Below are 16,187 nucleotides of genomic sequence, written 5' to 3'. Positions count from 1 at the left end.
TTATTCTTCAACTTCTTGTTGTACAGGGGATTTAACCCGACGAACATGTTCTTCCAGTTCTGTGAATGAAGGACGATCTGTGAGGAATAACGTTTTACGACCGAATTCAACTGCAATTTGTGGTGCATAACCATGCAAACTGGAAAGCAGCGTCACTTTGATGCATTGCATCATTTTGACCTGCTCACTGCTGCGTTGACGAAGGAGTGTTGCCAGAGGGGAAACGAAACCATAAGACAATAAGATCCCAAGGAATGTGCCTACCATCGCATGTGCGATCAACACGCCCAATTCTCCTGCCGGACGATCCGCAGATCCCAATGCGTGAACGACGCCCATAACAGCCGCAACAATCCCGAATGCAGGCAGTGAATCCCCTACCATTGCCAAACTCGTCGCGGGTACTTCACTTTCTTGTTCATAAGTCTCAATTTCTTCATCCATCAAGGCTTCAATTTCATGAGGATTCATGTTACCGCTGATGATCAGGCGCATATAATCAGTAATAAAATCCATCAAATACTGATCTTTTAACAGACGAGGATACTGGGTAAAAATGTCGCTTTGGTGTGGATTTTCAATATCTCGCTCCAAAGCCAATAGCCCATGTTGGCGAGATTTGGACAACAGGCGAAACTGCAACGCCATAAGATCCATATACATCGCTTTATTGTATTTTGAGCTACGTAATACTTTTGGTAACACACGCAATGTTGCCTTTATCGCCTTGCCATTATTGCCCACGATAAAAGCGCCAATTCCCGCACCTGCAATAATCAAAAATTCCGCTGGCTGATAAAGTGCGCCCATGTGACCACCGACAAGCAGGTAGCCACCAATTACCGCACCAAAAACCACGATATATCCTAAAAGTACTAACACGCGATATCCTTTAGCTAAGTTGGTGAGCAGATGGGATCTGAACAGGGAGAATCGATAAATGAAGAAGAGTGTGACGACAGGTTACAGAGTTTATAATCAAACCTGTAACCTGAATTTTACTTTCCCATTTAAATTCACATAGCTTGCTGAGCAAATCCATCCAGCAGTTGTGAATTAGTATCGGCAGGTTGAGAGGAAAGTTTACGTTTTTTTACTGCCCGTGAAGGGGGCTGACAAAGACTACAAACAAAGCTATTTACCGGCTGGTGAGCATGTGTGATAAAAGTCCCACCACAACAGCGACATTGTGTTGGCTGTAACATCCCACTGTCAACAAAACGAACCAACGTCCAAGCTCTGGTTAATGCCAGAACAGGCCCTTCTTCACTCGCCGGCGGGCATTGCTCAAGATATAAACGATAGGCTTTGACAACAGCCTCTACGCCTTCACAATGTCCACTTTTCAATAGAAAACGGTAAGCATTGTAGAACATTGACGAATGAATATTTTGTTCCCAAGTCATAAACCAATCCGTCGAAAAGGGGAGCATCCCTTTAGGCGGAGGGCTTCCCCGTAACTCTTTATACAACCGGATCAATCGACCTCTACTTAACTGAGTTTCACTTTCAAGCATCTGCAATCGCGCACCTAAAGTGATGAGTTCCATTGCCAGCTGAATATCTTTCGCTTCCTGAACAATACTTTTTTCAACCATCTTTACGCTCTTTTCTTGATTGAAGTGTCATCCTGGGCGGATAACTGCCGAAAAAGATGAGTAGACAGTAAGATACCTGTATGAATTTGTTGCAGATCGTCCACCCGCGATTCTTTAGTTAACTGCTGTACGGTTTCGTGGTCTTCAAACCGAAAATGGCAAACCAGTTGGTTTGTTTCAGCTAATTTTACTAACTGAGGCAATGTCAGCTCGGCCAACGTATCAGCCATCGATTCACTAATACCTAAACGGAACATCGCAGATGCTTTCTCATGGTTAATTAGCCGTTGTGCCAAAAGCAAATACGATAAATTTATGTCATAAATATGTTTGAGCAATTCAGCCGTACTCATTTCTATATATCCCGTCCGATTACATGAAAAAATCAAATTAAGTGATCAAAGAATCACTCACGACAAAATTACCAGTAGCATGAGATTCAATAATCTCCGACATAACTGAAATATACATCTTTAGCCAGAGCAGTAACTGTCCTTTGTATTACTCTTGGGATCGCCCAATTTCTAAAATATTTCGGTAATGGGTTGTAAAAGTATTATTGCGTCATCTGGGTAATGCACTTGCCACAATTGATTAAGAATATTCTTAATGCTAATTAACTTTACTCCTGAATCATCAACTTATACAACGGAGAACATATGTCATTTTAAATACTATGTGATCTACATCACAAAACTAACACTTTTTATTATGATTATAGCTCATTAACTATTCAAGCAAAAAAAACGAGAAATAGTCTACAATTAATAAGTTAAATTATTTAAATAAAAATATTAGGCAGCGTTTTTGGTTTTATACGATCTATTAAACTTATAAATCCAAAATAACGATAAAAAATCTTTCCCTTAGTTAAATTATCAATATTCTAATAAAATTTGCGTCTTAATAATGTAGGTAGGCACTCATCTTCCACTATCACTTGATTTAGATCATAGTCATGCCAAATTTATTAATTAAATGTGAATACTAGTTATTGAAAAGCTATCAGTATGATCATTTTTAGTTTATGATCGCAGTATTTTCAAACAGAAGAAAAAATGCATACATTCCTACTTTGCGTACAAACATCACACAGATCACAAAAATAAGATAAAATACAGTATGATATTGAAATAAAAAAACATCCATATCTTCCCACCTCCGTAAACTCAACTAACAATGCTTTGCTAATTAAACAAAATTCAATCCCCTCCACAATCTATCAAGGATATTTTTTGCCACCATAATCAATAAATTTATCTAAACCAAACAAATACATACACCATTTGCTTGTGACATAAATTTAACCAAGATCCTCTTGTTGATTATTCCTCCTCTTTAGTCAGCCCACACGCAAAATAAATAAGAAAAATTAATCAATTATTTTCACTTCCATGGTGAAAATAATAAGAATAACAAATGTTTTATGCAGCTTTTCCGCACAGGAAAATCAGCAGTAAAATTCTCAAACAAGATAACTTATTAACCAAAAATTAATTTGCTTAAATAACAAAAAATATAAATATAAAATAACTCCCAAATGCAAATTTGGCAACAGCATATTATCACATAAAACCTAATTAAAAGACGAATAAAGGATGAGAATAAAAACAAATAAAACCAGATGAAAAAACAGATATAAAAAAGCAATTCATCCCATTTAACTTTGGAAATAAATAGCAATAGATAGATTAATTTGGCGTTTTAAATAAAAAAAATAACAGGTAAATGTAACGCTATTTATTCCTTAAATTCATTTGTATTGTGATAAGAAGTTCATGTTTAGAGATAACATCAAGACCTATTCTAAATACCTGCAAAAAGTTCGTTATGATAAGAGTCATAATTCCATATATTTCGTATGGATTATTCCCTTAACCCACACAGAATAAGCTATTATTTAATGAGAATCATTTACAACCATCCACCAAATCGATGAATATAAAACTGCTTCATCATTTGAGCAATGATACAGTAGCTTATTAATGTCCCAATTAACCATGGAAAATATTCCCACGGTAGTGGTTGCAACCTAATTAGGGTACCAAATGCAGAGAATGGAATGTAAACACCAAGTACCATTATTATTAGTGTCGTTAATAAAACCGGAAGTGCTGCCGTACTTTGCACAAAAGGAATTTTTTGTGTGCGCAACATATGTACAACCAAGGTCTGTGATAGCAATCCTTCCACAAACCACCCCGACTGAAATAATGCTTGATATTCTAGACTGTTAGCTGCAAATACATACCACATCACAGCATAAGTCGTAATGTCGAAGATAGATGACGTAGGACCAATCCAGAGCATAAAACGCCCTATATTCTTTGCATCCCATTTACGGGGTTTTTTCAGAAACTCCTTATCCATTTTGTCCCACGGTAAAGACAGTTGAGAAATATCGTACATTAGGTTTTGTACAAGCAAATGAATGGCTAACATCGGTAAAAATGGAATAAATGCACTGGCAACTAATACAGAAAATACATTTCCAAAATTTGAACTAGCCGTCATATTTAAATACTTGATGATATTCCCAAACGTTTCCCTTCCCTTAATTACTCCCTCTTCTAAGACCATCAAATTCTTCTCAAGCAGGATGATATCGGCTGATTCTTTTGCGATATCCGTCCCGGTATCAACCGAAATTCCAACATCGGCATCCCGTAATGCTGGCGCATCATTTATTCCATCACCAAGAAAACCAACAGTATGTCCATTATTTTGCAATGATTTTAAAATGCGGGATTTTTGCAGAGGGGTTAACTTACAAAAGACTGACCTTAATTCCACTTCTTTTGAAAGGTTTTCATCACTCATTAGTTCAATATCAGGGCCAATAAGAATATTTCCAGAATCTAAATCCACATCTCGGCAAATTTTAGCCGTAACAACAGGATTATCTCCGGTAAGCACCTTAATCGAAACACCGTTTTCCCTTAATGCCGCAATTGCCATTGCAGCACTTTCTTTTGGTGGATCTAAAAATGTTAATAAACCTTGTAGCACCATCTCCTTTTCATCAGCAACAGAAAGTGGAGGTTTCACTTCATCATGACTTAACTCCCGAGTCGCTAAGATTAACACTCTGAAACCTTGTTCGTTATAACTGCTAACTAATTCCATGACATTGTTGCGGCCTTCTTCAGTTAGAGGAATAATTTTCTCTTTTACCCTTATATAGGAGCAAACTGATAGCATTTCCTCTGCGGCTCCTTTGCAAACTAATTGATAGTTATTAGACAAATTCTGTATAGAAATTGACAATCTGCGTCTAACAAAATCAAAAGGTAACTCATCAATTTTTCTGTATCCGCGGAGGAAATCGAAATCTGAATTATTGCATCCATACCTAACAATGGCTTGATCCATTACGTTTTTGGTGCCACTTTGATGAAAACTGTTTAACCAAGCCCAGTGGAGTACAGAAGCATCTTCCTTGCCTTCTGTATCTAAGTAGTGCTGGAGAATAATTTTATCTTGCGTTAGTGTTCCTGTCTTGTCCGTACATAATATATCCATTGCACCGAAGTTCTGGATTGCATTGAGTCGTTTGACAATGACCTTTTTCTTTGACATAGCAATAGCCCCTTTTGCCAAATTAGAACTGACAATCATGGGCAGCATTTCAGGGGTTAAACCAACAGCAACCGCCAGCGCAAACAACGCTGCATCAAGCCAATCACCTTTTGTTAATCCATTGATTAACAATACAATTGGTATCATAACCAACATAAAACGGATCAATAGCCAGCTAACACTATTAACACCGTGATCAAATGCGGTTTGTGCTCGTGTTCCTACGATAGATTTTGCCAGTGAACCAAAGTAAGTTTGCTTTCCTGTCGCTATAACCACCGCAGTCGCAGTGCCACTGGTCACATTGGTTCCCATTAAGCAAACATTAGAAAATTCAAGTAACTCTGTTTCAGATACATTATCAGAACGAGCTGTCTTGGCACTCACATGAGCCATCGTGTCATATTTTTCGACGGGGATCGCTTCCCCTGTCAAAATGGCCTGGCTGATAAATAAATCTCTGGATTCGGTTAAGTACAAATCTGCGGGGATCATGTCTCCGGCAGATAAATAAACAATATCTCCTGGAACCAGGTATTTGATTGGAATTTCTTTTTTCTGTGATTGAGTATTATCAGAAGGGCGTCTCAAAACGGTTGCAGTTGTATTCACCATTGATTTTAAGGCTTCCGACGCCTTATTTGTTCGATATTCCTGCCAGAACCGAAGTAATCCACTTAATGTAACCATTATTAGAATAATAATAACCCCCGTAAGTTCTGTTTCTTCTCCGTTGAGTGATGGCAACAAATATTCAGTGCAAAAACTGATAGTAGCTAATACGAGCAATACGTAGATAAACGGGTTGTGGAAAGCGGCAATAAGTTGCATCAGAGCATGAGGTGTTTTTTCATGTGCAACTTCATTAATACCATACTGTCCTAAACGTTCTATGGCATCATCATCAGTTAAACCCAATGTACTGCCGTTGAGATCAGTAAGAATATGTTCAAGGCTTTGATTAGCTCGTTTCGCGACGATAAATTCTTTTTCCTTGAAAAAATTAGCTGATTTATTGGTGTATTTCTCAGTCATAACGCTTTCTCTATATTCAATTTGCAATAGCTATCATCCCTTTCCGCAAGGGATAAATTTCTATATACCAATCTAACTTCAAGATGCGTGTGATTTATTCCCGCGAAGCGGGAGTAAATCAGGCTTCATAGCGTGTTGTAAATTGCAACTTGAAGCTTAATGTGTATATAAAGCTTTTATGCGTTGCCTATCTGAGAAATAAAATTACTTACTCCATAGGCAACATCTCATTTAGTGGAGGAGGAGGGACATCGTCCATATTGACTCCTTATTGATATAAAATTATGGAATTAAAAATAAGAAAATATTCTAAGCTGGTAGTTCAGCCGCAATTTTCCAATTAACTGAAGTGACACTTTTCTCCAAACTTACCCGACAAACAATTGATTCGATTTCTTTTTGCTCCGCAGGCGTTGCTAATATTTCCGCACAAACCTCAAGTCTGCCAGGCTGAATAGCATCTGCACTGCTCAATGACTGCAACCTAGCACCTAAGCCATTGAGTGCTTGTAAAATCAAAGTCCTTACCAGGATTTCGTCATTTATGTCGCAAATAATATGGATTTTATAACGCTGTTCTAAATCCAAGGCTTGCTGGTGAGGCTGAGTATTAATTCGTTGCGCGATCTCTCGCAATAAAATGTTCGCACAGAGAATAATCGCTGTAGCAATCCCTGCTGCCCAGTATTGCCCCATACCACATAACTCCCCTATTCCCGCTGAACACCACAATGTCGCTGCGGTATTTAAACCGCGAATGCTCATTCCCTGACGCATGATTACGCCAGCGCCAAGAAAACCAACGCCAGAGATAATTTGTGCAGCAATACGATCAGGATTTCCCTCAGAAGCGCTCATTGCAGTAATCATGAAAAGTGCAGCACCTGTTGATACCAACGCATTGGTTCTTAATCCCGCCATACGTTGACGCCATTGGCGTTCGGCTCCAATCAAAGCCCCAAAACACAGCGCAGATAGTAAGTGCATTGCAATAGATGTTAACAACATGGCATTCTCCATAACATCAAATGGATAAAGATACTCTTAGTCCTTCAAGTTGTTGCTTGTGAACTTGATTGATTAGTAGCTGTTAGGCGCAGAAATTCATGTACATAGAGGCTGGCTCATTTAATTTTATTTGCTGAGCTTTTTATTGATTGCGTTTTTTAATTCGTTATATACCAATCCAACTTCAAGATGCGTGTTATATTTCCCCGCGTAGCGGGAAAATATAAGGTCTCGCCTCGTCTTGCGGATTACAACTTGAAGTTTATCGAGTATAAAACTAATACGCAAAAAATAGCCTGAAGAGATCATTTCTTCATCGTACATAGGACATTCTGACAACGAGTCTTTAATCGATTAATGCGTATGTCCCCGGAGGGAATAAGGAGTGAATATATGACCACATCATGTATACCCCGATATACCTTTAATTGATACCTGATTCAGAATTCCAACTCAGTAGATCCTTAATATCAGATAATTTTTCTTCAGGTGGGTACAACTCATGAAGTTAAAGTAGCACCGCCCACCATTCCAGGTAAGCAGCAAATCGGAAGGATATGAACAGCTTACCAGATTATTTTTTTATTTAACCAAAAACTTCGACTGTCCAATTAATCGTTCTCCAATAGAATTTGCGGGGGAGTATAAACAGTTAAAATTAACAAGTAAAGGCCTTAAACAAGCAGATTGTTCTACAAAACAGAAATGACTTTCCGTTTTCTTCGCTGACTTTCTCTATGTTATTTTTTGTCAACCCAATAAATAACCTGCGGAAATTTTAGAATCGAACATCTAAAATGAGACTGGTGAAATAAATTTTATGATGCAGAAAACACGGTGCAGGAAAACAAAAAGCCCGCCGCGGCATTTCCGCTGGCGAGCTTAAATAAGGCATAAGGCAGAAGTTAGATAGCAGTCACGTTTGCTGCTGCTGGGCCTTTAGCACCATTTTCAATGGTGAATTCTACGTTCTGGCCTTCTGTTAAGGTTTTGAAACCATTACCTTGAATGGCAGAGAAATGTACGAATACGTCTTTGCTACCATCAGCTGGAGTGATGAAACCAAAGCCTTTAGATTCGTTGAACCACTTCACTTGACCTTTCATTTTGTCAGACATTTGACTTTCCTATATATCAAAAAAAACTCGCCACCTCGGGCATGTGTTGGCCAGTATCAGCTATTACTTATGGAGGCACTAAGAAGGAAACGGTCAACAAAGGCTACCAGAGGGATAGCACTTACACATAACTCATTAACTCAATATGTCGTACATAAAGTAGGTCTGTTAATCAGGCCAAACGCATTAACGCATGACCGCACACGAATATCAACCTTTTTATGTATTATCGTTTTAAAAAAAACTCAGACGCTCAATATTAGAACAGAATAACATAATAAACAGGTTTTTTTATAATTTTATTTGATTTATTCAACTTTTTCTTAGCGAGAAAAATGCAAGATATTGCTTGCCAACAATAACAATTTGCCAAATAAATTAAAGCAATTGCTATACAGATATAGGTTCAGGACATGCTAACCTTGAAAATGCCATAACTTTCAATTCGATCACGATTTTTACAGCATTTTTTACGACACAATTTCTACAAATGAGTGGGTTAGTATTATGAAAATCATAAAACAGATATTGATTCAAGATATTGAGCGGATCAATCTTAAAGAGCATCGTGATGGTAAAGTACATTTCAACAGCATTTTTATTCGCCATCATCCCTATTTGTGTCTGGCGATGATCATTGCCTATGCTTTTCTTGCTATGCTCATGTGGTACGCCCCCTATTTTGGCACCTGGTCTCTTTTTGCATTCACCCTCGCCTTTATTGCTATGGCAGGCATTCTGCTATTTGATATCAAGCCCGTCTATCATTTCGAAGACATTGACGTACTTGATTTACGGGTATGCTATAACGGTGAATGGTTTGTCAACGAACAAATTTCTGAAAAAGCGCTCAATAAGATACTTACTCATCCCCAAGTGCCGAATACAATCAAAGATGACATCAAGCATATCATGCGGAAGAAACAGAGGGTTTGTTTTTATGATGTGTTTATGCTCGCTTGTTCGGAACAATCACCCTATGCTCAATCTATTAACATGGTTAATAAAAGCGCATAAAGGTAATGGATTCAATAAAATAGTACAATGATAAACCAAGAAGCTTATGTAATGAGCAAACAGTAAGAAAAAAGAATTTTTGCGTTGACACTATTCCAGTTCATCGCTAATATTCGCCCCGTTCTCAGGAACACCCCGATTCCTCCATAGTTCAGTCGGTAGAACGGCGGACTGTTAATCCGTATGTCGCTGGTTCGAGTCCAGCTGGAGGAGCCAAATTCAAATATCTCGCTGAAGTAAGTTAGCGTGATATTAAGGTTGAGAAAGGTAACTTAGCCTAAGCCTTTTTAAGCGGCTTCCCAATTGGGAAGCCGTTTTTTTTCATTCTGATTTTTTCCCCATTATTAAGATCAACGTGCTTTGTACTTGTTGCCAGTATCTATTAAAAGTCAATCCTGCACATATCTACTTTGTAACATCTGGTATGTTCTACTGATACCAATCTAACTTCAAATCACGTTTCATACAGTGTTGTAAATTACAACTTGAAGTTTAATGCGTATAGAATTCGACAAAAACAGAGATAAAAACAACGAATATAAAATAAGTTGAGTTTTTCCAGGAAAAACAAAAAACAATAAACATGATAAAATCAACAAAAACCCAAATTATTAGCTATTTTCTAAGCAAAAAATAGCCTAAAAAAGCCATTTCGGTGAAAAACAGATCAATTGGTTTTATTTTTAATTTTTTTACTTTACAACATAAAACCATTCACTGTATTATCCGCACCGTTCTCAGGAACAACCCGATTCCTCCATAGTTCAGTCGGTAGAACGGCGGACTGTTAATCCGTATGTCGCTGGTTCGAGTCCAGCTGGAGGAGCCAGATTTTTGGAAATCCCGATTAGCTTTGCTAGTCGGGATTTTTGCTTTTGGATACCCGCAGTTATCCATCCCCTGTTATCTCCATCTCTTTATTCTCTATTTCAAACAGCTTTGCCGACATGATTACCTATGCTGAAAACATAAAAAGATCAAAAACAACTCAATAAGCACATATTGCAAGCAATCAAACACTTATTGCTATTTTCTGCTTTGACAAACATAAAAAGTGCCGTTATTATTCGGGCCACTTAAACGGAGTTCCTCCATAGTTCAGTCGGTAGAACGGCGGACTGTTAATCCGTATGTCACTGGTTCGAGTCCAGTTGGAGGAGCCAAATATTTTGAAGAACCTGATTAGTTTATCTAATCAGGTTTTTTGCTTTCTGGTTTCCTGTTTTTTTTATCCTTCCTCTTTTTAGTACCTCCATTTTTTAGGGAGCGTTCTTATTGTTTTCCTCTTCGGTTACTTACTCCTATGTTCCACTATTGCCTCTTTATTTACCGTAATTTAGCCAGATTTAGTCAAAAAACACACATAACGTACAGATTGTCAGCAATCGAACAGTTATTACTATTTTCTGCTTTGACAAACGCCAAAAATGCCGTTAATATTCGCCCCGTCTTGAAGGAGTTCCTCCATAGTTCAGTCGGTAGAACGGCGGACTGTTAATCCGTATGTCGCTGGTTCGAGTCCAGCTGGAGGAGCCAAATTCAATTCACCCTCGTGTTGTTACTTCTATTTTTTCCTTTTTTGATACGATAATTTCCTCTACGTACCCTCATACCAAATAAGCTTAAAATTCTAATTTTGCAAAATCTAGAGAATATTATCATTCAATAATAGCTATTTAGCTATTTTCACTTTATCATTCTCCTCCGGCTTAAGGATTGCTGAATCAGCATCCATCATTTTTCACTTATATTCTGGAGCCGGTTCCATGACCACTGAATCATATACAATTAAAATTCGCCGCCCTGACGACTGGCATGTCCATTTTCGTGATGGTGATATGTTAAAAACCATTGTCCCCCATACCAGCCGTTTTTTTGGCCGAGCTATCGTCATGCCCAACCTCGTCCCTCCAGTGACAGATGTTGCCAGCGCCAAAGCCTATAAAGAGAGGATAATTGCAGCGACACCGTCAGATCATCATTTTCAACCTCTTATGACTTGTTATCTGACAGATTCAACAACCAGCAATCAAATTGAGATTGGCCATAAAGAAGGCATCTTTACCGCTTGCAAACTTTACCCCGCCAATGCAACAACAAATTCCAGCCACGGTGTTTCCGATATCAAAAAGATCTATCCATTATTGGAAACCATGGAAAAAATAGGTATGCCATTGCTGATCCACGGGGAAGTTACCGCTTCTCATATTGATATATTTGATCGTGAAGCGCGCTTTATCGAACAGGTAATGGAGCCATTGCGCCAGCAATTTCCTGAATTAAAAATTGTTTTCGAACATATTACAACCAAAGAAGCCGCAGAATATGTCCTAGAAGGCAACGATAAATTAGGCGCGACGTTGACACCACAACACTTAATGTTCAATCGCAACCATATGTTGGTTGGTGGTATTCGTCCCCATCTTTACTGCTTGCCTGTACTAAAACGCAATATTCACCAAGAAGCCCTCCGAGCAGCAGTTGCCAGTGGTTGTAACCGCTTTTTCTTAGGTACAGATTCTGCTCCTCATGTACTGCACCGCAAAGAATCTTCTTGTGGCTGTGCAGGCGTTTTCAATGCCCCAACCGCCCTGGCGGCCTATGCGACGGTTTTTGAAGAAATGGGGGCAATAGAATATTTCGAGTCCTTCTGCTCCTTGAACGGCCCTGCATTTTACGGTTTGCCAGTTAATGATGGCTTTATCGAACTCACTCGCAAACCAACTGCCGTTGTTGAATACATCGAGTGTGGTGACGAAAAATTAATTCCATTCCTTGCAGGAGAAGATGCAGGATGGGATGTCAGGGTATGTGAGTAACTTTAGCATATGCCTTCGTGCGGAAATTGTTCTATATTTCCGCACAATCCCGACCTGATAAGAAGCAGAAATAACCCATAATGGCTTTTCTCCATTCTGATGCAAAAAATCCTGCTTTTTTCACTTCTTAGATTGCCAAAAAGGTTTATACTGCTAAGGGCTTGTCTTAGACGAGACCTTCTGCTCTTAGTCAATTATATTAATAATGATTCTGTAGTCTGATTAGGAGGTTATATGGGAAAAGAAAATGAAATAATTCAAACACATCCTGTTGTAGGCTGGGATATCAGCGTTGTCGATGCCTATGACGCCATGATGATACGCCTTCATTACTCATCCACCCAAGATCATACAACAGAAAATGTCAATGTTGACAAAACGTTATGGTTAACAACAGGCGTAGCCAAACAGCTTATCCTCATTTTACAAGCCGGGATTGAAAAAATAGAATCCTCAGAATACAGCCAACTTGATCATATTAAACATTAACAATAACTTAGCTTTCGCCCTTCAACACATTCGGACACTCAATATATTGAGTGTCCCAAATGAACAAACGAACACATATCAACCAATAAAATTATCCATATGGTTTATTATCTTTCATAATATTGTATTATACGTCCGCTTTCACCTGCCTAATTCTTAGCTATTAAGCTGATTATTTAAATATAACCATAGCAGAACAAGGATGTTCAAGTAATGAAACTATTAATCATTGATGAGTGCTATTATACACGCCAGGGAATTATTGAATCCCTAAAAGAAAACACAGATATCCTCTCTTTAGGAGCGACATCAATACGTGATGCCATAAATATTTTGCCTGTCTTCTCTCCAGATATTATTTTAGCGAATTTGACTAGTTATGGTTACTACAGTGAATACTGTGAACAACTGGCGTTATTAGTTTCTTCAGTTTATGGCGCTCGTAACTATATTTATGTAGACAAAACATACCCTATCAAGGAAACACCTATCCAACTGACAAATAAGGATTTTATATTAAAAAAGAAAGATCTAACGATATTACTTAAACGCCTAAAAGAAATGGCATCATATGATATTCAATGTTATTTTTCTAATTTTAGTGCGCCTAGTTCTATTTTCAGTCATCAGGAAAATCGTATCATCTATTATTGGATGTTAGAAATGGATACCCACAAGATTGCCAAAACACTAAAAATTAGCAATAGTACGGTTTATTCACATAAGAGACATATTATCGAAAAAATAGGGGTATCTAACAAAATAGAGCTATTTTTTATTTACAATATCTTTAAATATTTTTGTTAAGTCTTTCGAATAATCTATTTTAGTATAAAACTCCCATTCACATAATTTGTTATGTGAATGGAATAAGTAATCACACAGAATAAAACTATAATTTGAAAAATGGAAACGACTATACCAATCTAACTTCAAGATGCATGTGATTTCTCCCCCGTTTCGCGAGGGAGAAATCGCGTTTCATATAATTGTAAATTGCAACCTGAAGTTTAATGCGTATATGACTCAAAGCATGACTATTTAATAGATTGCAGTGATGTCATATTCAAACCATCACTCAATCGATAGCGGGACTTATTAAAAATCTTAGCTCCATTCTCTCTTCCTGCACGACGGGAGCGCTGTTCTTCTTCTGGCAGTTGCATCTCTTCACGGCAAGCATCGCTGCAACAGCCTTCGAAACGTGCTGCACAAGATGGACACTGGATAAATAACAAATGGCAACCATCGTTCTTACAGTTAGTATGGCTATCACACGTCGCTCCGCATTGATGACAGTGAGCAATAACATCTTCAGTGATACGCTCACCCATACGCTCATCAAAAACAAAGTTCTTGCCAACAAAACGAACTGGCAATTCTTGTTCTTTCGCTTTACGGGCATACTCAATAATACCACCTTCTACGTGGTAAACTTTGTTAAAGCCGTTATGCAACATATAAGCACTTGCTTTTTCGCAACGAATTCCGCCAGTACAGTACATAACAATATTTTTATCTTTATTGTCCTTCAGCATTTCTACAGCCATTGGCAGCTGTTCACGAAACGTATCTGATGGAACCTCAATTGCATTTTCGAAATGCCCAACTTCGTATTCGTAGTGGTTACGCATATCGACAAAGACCGTGTCAGGATCATCCAACATTTGGTTAACCTGCTCCGCTTTCAGGTATTCACCTGTTTTAGATGGATCAAAAGTTTCATCTTCAATACCATCTGCAACAATGCGCTCACGTACTTTCATGCGCAGTACCCAGAATGATTTGCCATCATCTTCTAACGCAATGTTAAGGCGCAGATTACATAATGCCGGATCGGTCTCATTCAATAATGCTTTCAACGCATCGACATTTTTGGAAGGCACACTAATTTGTGCATTGATACCTTCTCTAGCGATATAAACCCGCCCAAAGACAGATAACTCAGTGAACTTTTGATACAGGCTATCGCGAAAATCCTGTGGTGCGGAAATGGTGAAATATTTATAAAAAGAGATGGTAGTGCGCGGCTCAATTTCAGCCAACATGCGTTCTTTCAACTCTTTGTTAGAAATACGGTTATGTAACACTGGCATGGTGTACTTTCCTGAATTTCGATTAAAAAATAAAAACTTCAATGGTCGTTCCATTGGTGGCTGGATATCATAACGAAAATGGCCGTTAGCGGATAGTGATTTATGCTTTTCCATTACGCCAATACCGTGGGATGGTGACTACGAGGGCAGAGACAGCAAAACCTTGCCAGACAGTGAATCTGGCAAATAAGTTACCCTCAGATTTACGATTTAGTGCCACAAGATTTCGATATTTCACTAAAAGGTGTCACAATACACCAATACGATTTTTAGAGTCTATCTTGGGCCTCTATAACTCAGACAGATTGAAACCGATTCAAGATAACAAATAACACACAGAAAACACATGATACAAGCACCTCCTTTTTGTCGTTCGCTTTTACATCCCCGCTACTGGCTGACCTGGCTAGGTATTGGCATACTTTATTTACTAGTTTTACTACCTTATCCAGCGATTTATTGGATGGGAACCCGACTTGGGCGACTTTCACTACGTTTCTTAAAAAAACGAGCCAAAGTCGCAGAGCGCAATTTGGCACTTTGTTTCCCTGATATGCCAGCAGAGAAACGGCAGGAATGGCTAGTCAGAAATTTCGAATCTGTTGGCATGGGCCTGTTTGAGACAGGAATGGCCTGGTTTTGGCCTGACTGGCGCGTCAAGCGTTGGTTTAAAGTTACTGGACGGGAGCATATCCAACAAGTGCAATCCACAGGCCAGGGGATTATTGTCATTGGTATCCATTTTTTAACGCTGGAATTGGGGGCGCGTATTTTTGGTATGCTAAACCCTGGTATTGGTGTTTATCGTCCCAATGACAACCCTGTCATGGATTGGCTACAAACTTGGGGGAGGCTCCGTTCCAATAAATACATGCTGGACAGAAAAGATGTTAAAGGCATGATCCGATGCCTAAAAAATGGTGAAATTGTCTGGTACGCCCCTGATCACGATTATGGCCCACGTAACAGTGTATTTGCCCCATTATTCGCTGTGGAACACGCTGCAACTACGACCGGAACCTCAATTCTCGTCCGTTTAGCCAAACCTGCGCTGATCCCTTTTACGCCGCGAAGGTTACCCAATGGAAAGGGTTATGAGTTAATTATTCAGCCCGCGGTAGAAAATTTTCCGCTGCAAGATGAAACAGAAGCAGCAACATTCATGAATAAGGTGATCGAAAAGGAAATTATGCAGGCACCCGATCAATATATGTGGTTACATCGCCGTTTCAAAACTCGCCCTAAAGGTATGCCATCTTTGTATGGTGACAACGATAATATTCACTGATAAACACCATCTGGCTGTTATTTCCTAAGTAACAGCCAATATCTTTCCCGTATTTAAGTCAGGAATATTTAGTGGTATTGTATCCAGGAACCCCATTAGTTACATAAGATTATTATAATCATTAGATATTTCATTCCATG

The 16,187-nt window shown here is 38.6% G+C and carries 12 protein-coding genes and 4 tRNA genes; 9 read left to right on the top strand and 7 right to left on the bottom strand.

The genetic code is table 11. From position 1 onward, the window contains the following. From motA to cspE, 6 genes are all read right to left on the bottom strand, one after another. The gene (motA, locus tag WDV75_RS08595) at nt 1-882 is read right to left on the bottom strand and encodes a flagellar motor stator protein MotA (RefSeq protein WP_273557375.1); all 882 of its coding nucleotides are present in this window, start codon (nt 880-882) and stop codon (nt 1-3) included. A 134-nt stretch (nt 883-1,016) separates the two neighbouring features. Further along, nucleotides 1,017-1,598, bottom strand: coding sequence for a flagellar transcriptional regulator FlhC (gene flhC / locus WDV75_RS08590; RefSeq protein WP_189759654.1), 582 nt, complete (start codon nt 1,596-1,598; stop codon nt 1,017-1,019). A 2-nt stretch (nt 1,599-1,600) separates the two neighbouring features. Further along, a complete protein-coding gene (gene flhD / locus WDV75_RS08585) occupies nt 1,601-1,951 on the bottom strand; it encodes a flagellar transcriptional regulator FlhD (RefSeq protein WP_189759655.1) in 351 nt (116 codons plus the stop codon). 1,561 nt (nt 1,952-3,512) lie between these two features. After that, entirely contained in the window at nt 3,513-6,212 is a 2,700-nt protein-coding gene (gene mgtA, locus WDV75_RS08580) for a magnesium-translocating P-type ATPase (protein WP_273557374.1), read from the bottom strand. A 309-nt stretch (nt 6,213-6,521) separates the two neighbouring features. Continuing rightward, nucleotides 6,522-7,220, bottom strand: a complete 699-nt coding sequence (locus WDV75_RS08575; protein ID WP_273557373.1) for an MgtC family protein — start codon at nt 7,218-7,220, stop codon at nt 6,522-6,524. Between the two features lie 905 nt (nt 7,221-8,125). Next, nucleotides 8,126-8,338, bottom strand: coding sequence for a transcription antiterminator/RNA stability regulator CspE (cspE, locus tag WDV75_RS08570; RefSeq protein WP_047766586.1), 213 nt, complete (start codon nt 8,336-8,338; stop codon nt 8,126-8,128). Nucleotides 8,339-8,845: 507 nt separating this feature from the next. Here cspE and WDV75_RS08565 point away from each other — a divergent pair. The 8 genes from WDV75_RS08565 to WDV75_RS08530 all read left to right on the top strand — a co-directional run bounded on the left by WDV75_RS08565 (nt 8,846) and on the right by WDV75_RS08530 (nt 13,470). After that, entirely contained in the window at nt 8,846-9,355 is a 510-nt protein-coding gene (locus WDV75_RS08565; RefSeq protein ID WP_273557372.1) for a YlaC family protein, read from the top strand. A 140-nt stretch (nt 9,356-9,495) separates the two neighbouring features. Then, nucleotides 9,496-9,571: transfer RNA gene (locus tag WDV75_RS08560), tRNA-Asn, on the top strand. A 537-nt stretch (nt 9,572-10,108) separates the two neighbouring features. Further along, nucleotides 10,109-10,184: transfer RNA gene (locus tag WDV75_RS08555), tRNA-Asn, on the top strand. Nucleotides 10,185-10,442: 258 nt separating this feature from the next. Continuing rightward, nucleotides 10,443-10,518 (top strand) — tRNA-Asn (locus WDV75_RS08550). 297 nt (nt 10,519-10,815) lie between these two features. Beyond that, nucleotides 10,816-10,891 (top strand) — tRNA-Asn (locus WDV75_RS08545). A gap of 230 nt (nt 10,892-11,121) precedes the next feature. Beyond that, on the top strand, nt 11,122-12,174 hold the full coding sequence (gene pyrC, locus WDV75_RS08540) for a dihydroorotase (protein WP_273557371.1): 1,053 nt from the start codon (nt 11,122-11,124) through the stop codon (nt 12,172-12,174). 234 nt (nt 12,175-12,408) lie between these two features. Beyond that, nucleotides 12,409-12,663, top strand: a complete 255-nt coding sequence (bssS, locus tag WDV75_RS08535) for a biofilm formation regulator BssS (RefSeq protein WP_273557370.1) — start codon at nt 12,409-12,411, stop codon at nt 12,661-12,663. A 213-nt stretch (nt 12,664-12,876) separates the two neighbouring features. Continuing rightward, nucleotides 12,877-13,470 carry a response regulator transcription factor gene (locus WDV75_RS08530; RefSeq protein WP_273557369.1) on the top strand — a complete coding sequence of 198 codons (594 nt, stop codon included), beginning with the start codon at nt 12,877-12,879 and terminating at the stop codon, nt 13,468-13,470. A gap of 230 nt (nt 13,471-13,700) precedes the next feature. Here WDV75_RS08530 and WDV75_RS08525 read toward each other — a convergent pair whose 3' ends face one another. Then, nucleotides 13,701-14,759 carry a rhodanese-related sulfurtransferase gene (locus WDV75_RS08525; RefSeq protein ID WP_273557409.1) on the bottom strand — a complete coding sequence of 353 codons (1,059 nt, stop codon included), beginning with the start codon at nt 14,757-14,759 and terminating at the stop codon, nt 13,701-13,703. Nucleotides 14,760-15,105: 346 nt separating this feature from the next. Between WDV75_RS08525 and WDV75_RS08520 the strand changes: the two genes are divergently transcribed. Next, nucleotides 15,106-16,047: a Kdo(2)-lipid IV(A) acyltransferase gene (locus tag WDV75_RS08520; RefSeq protein ID WP_273557368.1), complete on the top strand. Its 942-nt coding sequence runs from the start codon at nt 15,106-15,108 to the stop codon at nt 16,045-16,047. Nucleotides 16,048-16,187: the final 140 nt, after the last annotated feature.

It is taken from the genome of Xenorhabdus griffiniae, assembly GCF_037265215.1.
Classification (GTDB): domain Bacteria; phylum Pseudomonadota; class Gammaproteobacteria; order Enterobacterales; family Enterobacteriaceae; genus Xenorhabdus; species Xenorhabdus griffiniae.
The sequence above is the reverse complement of the archived record's forward strand: the minus strand, read 5'-3'. Positions and strand labels throughout refer to the sequence as shown.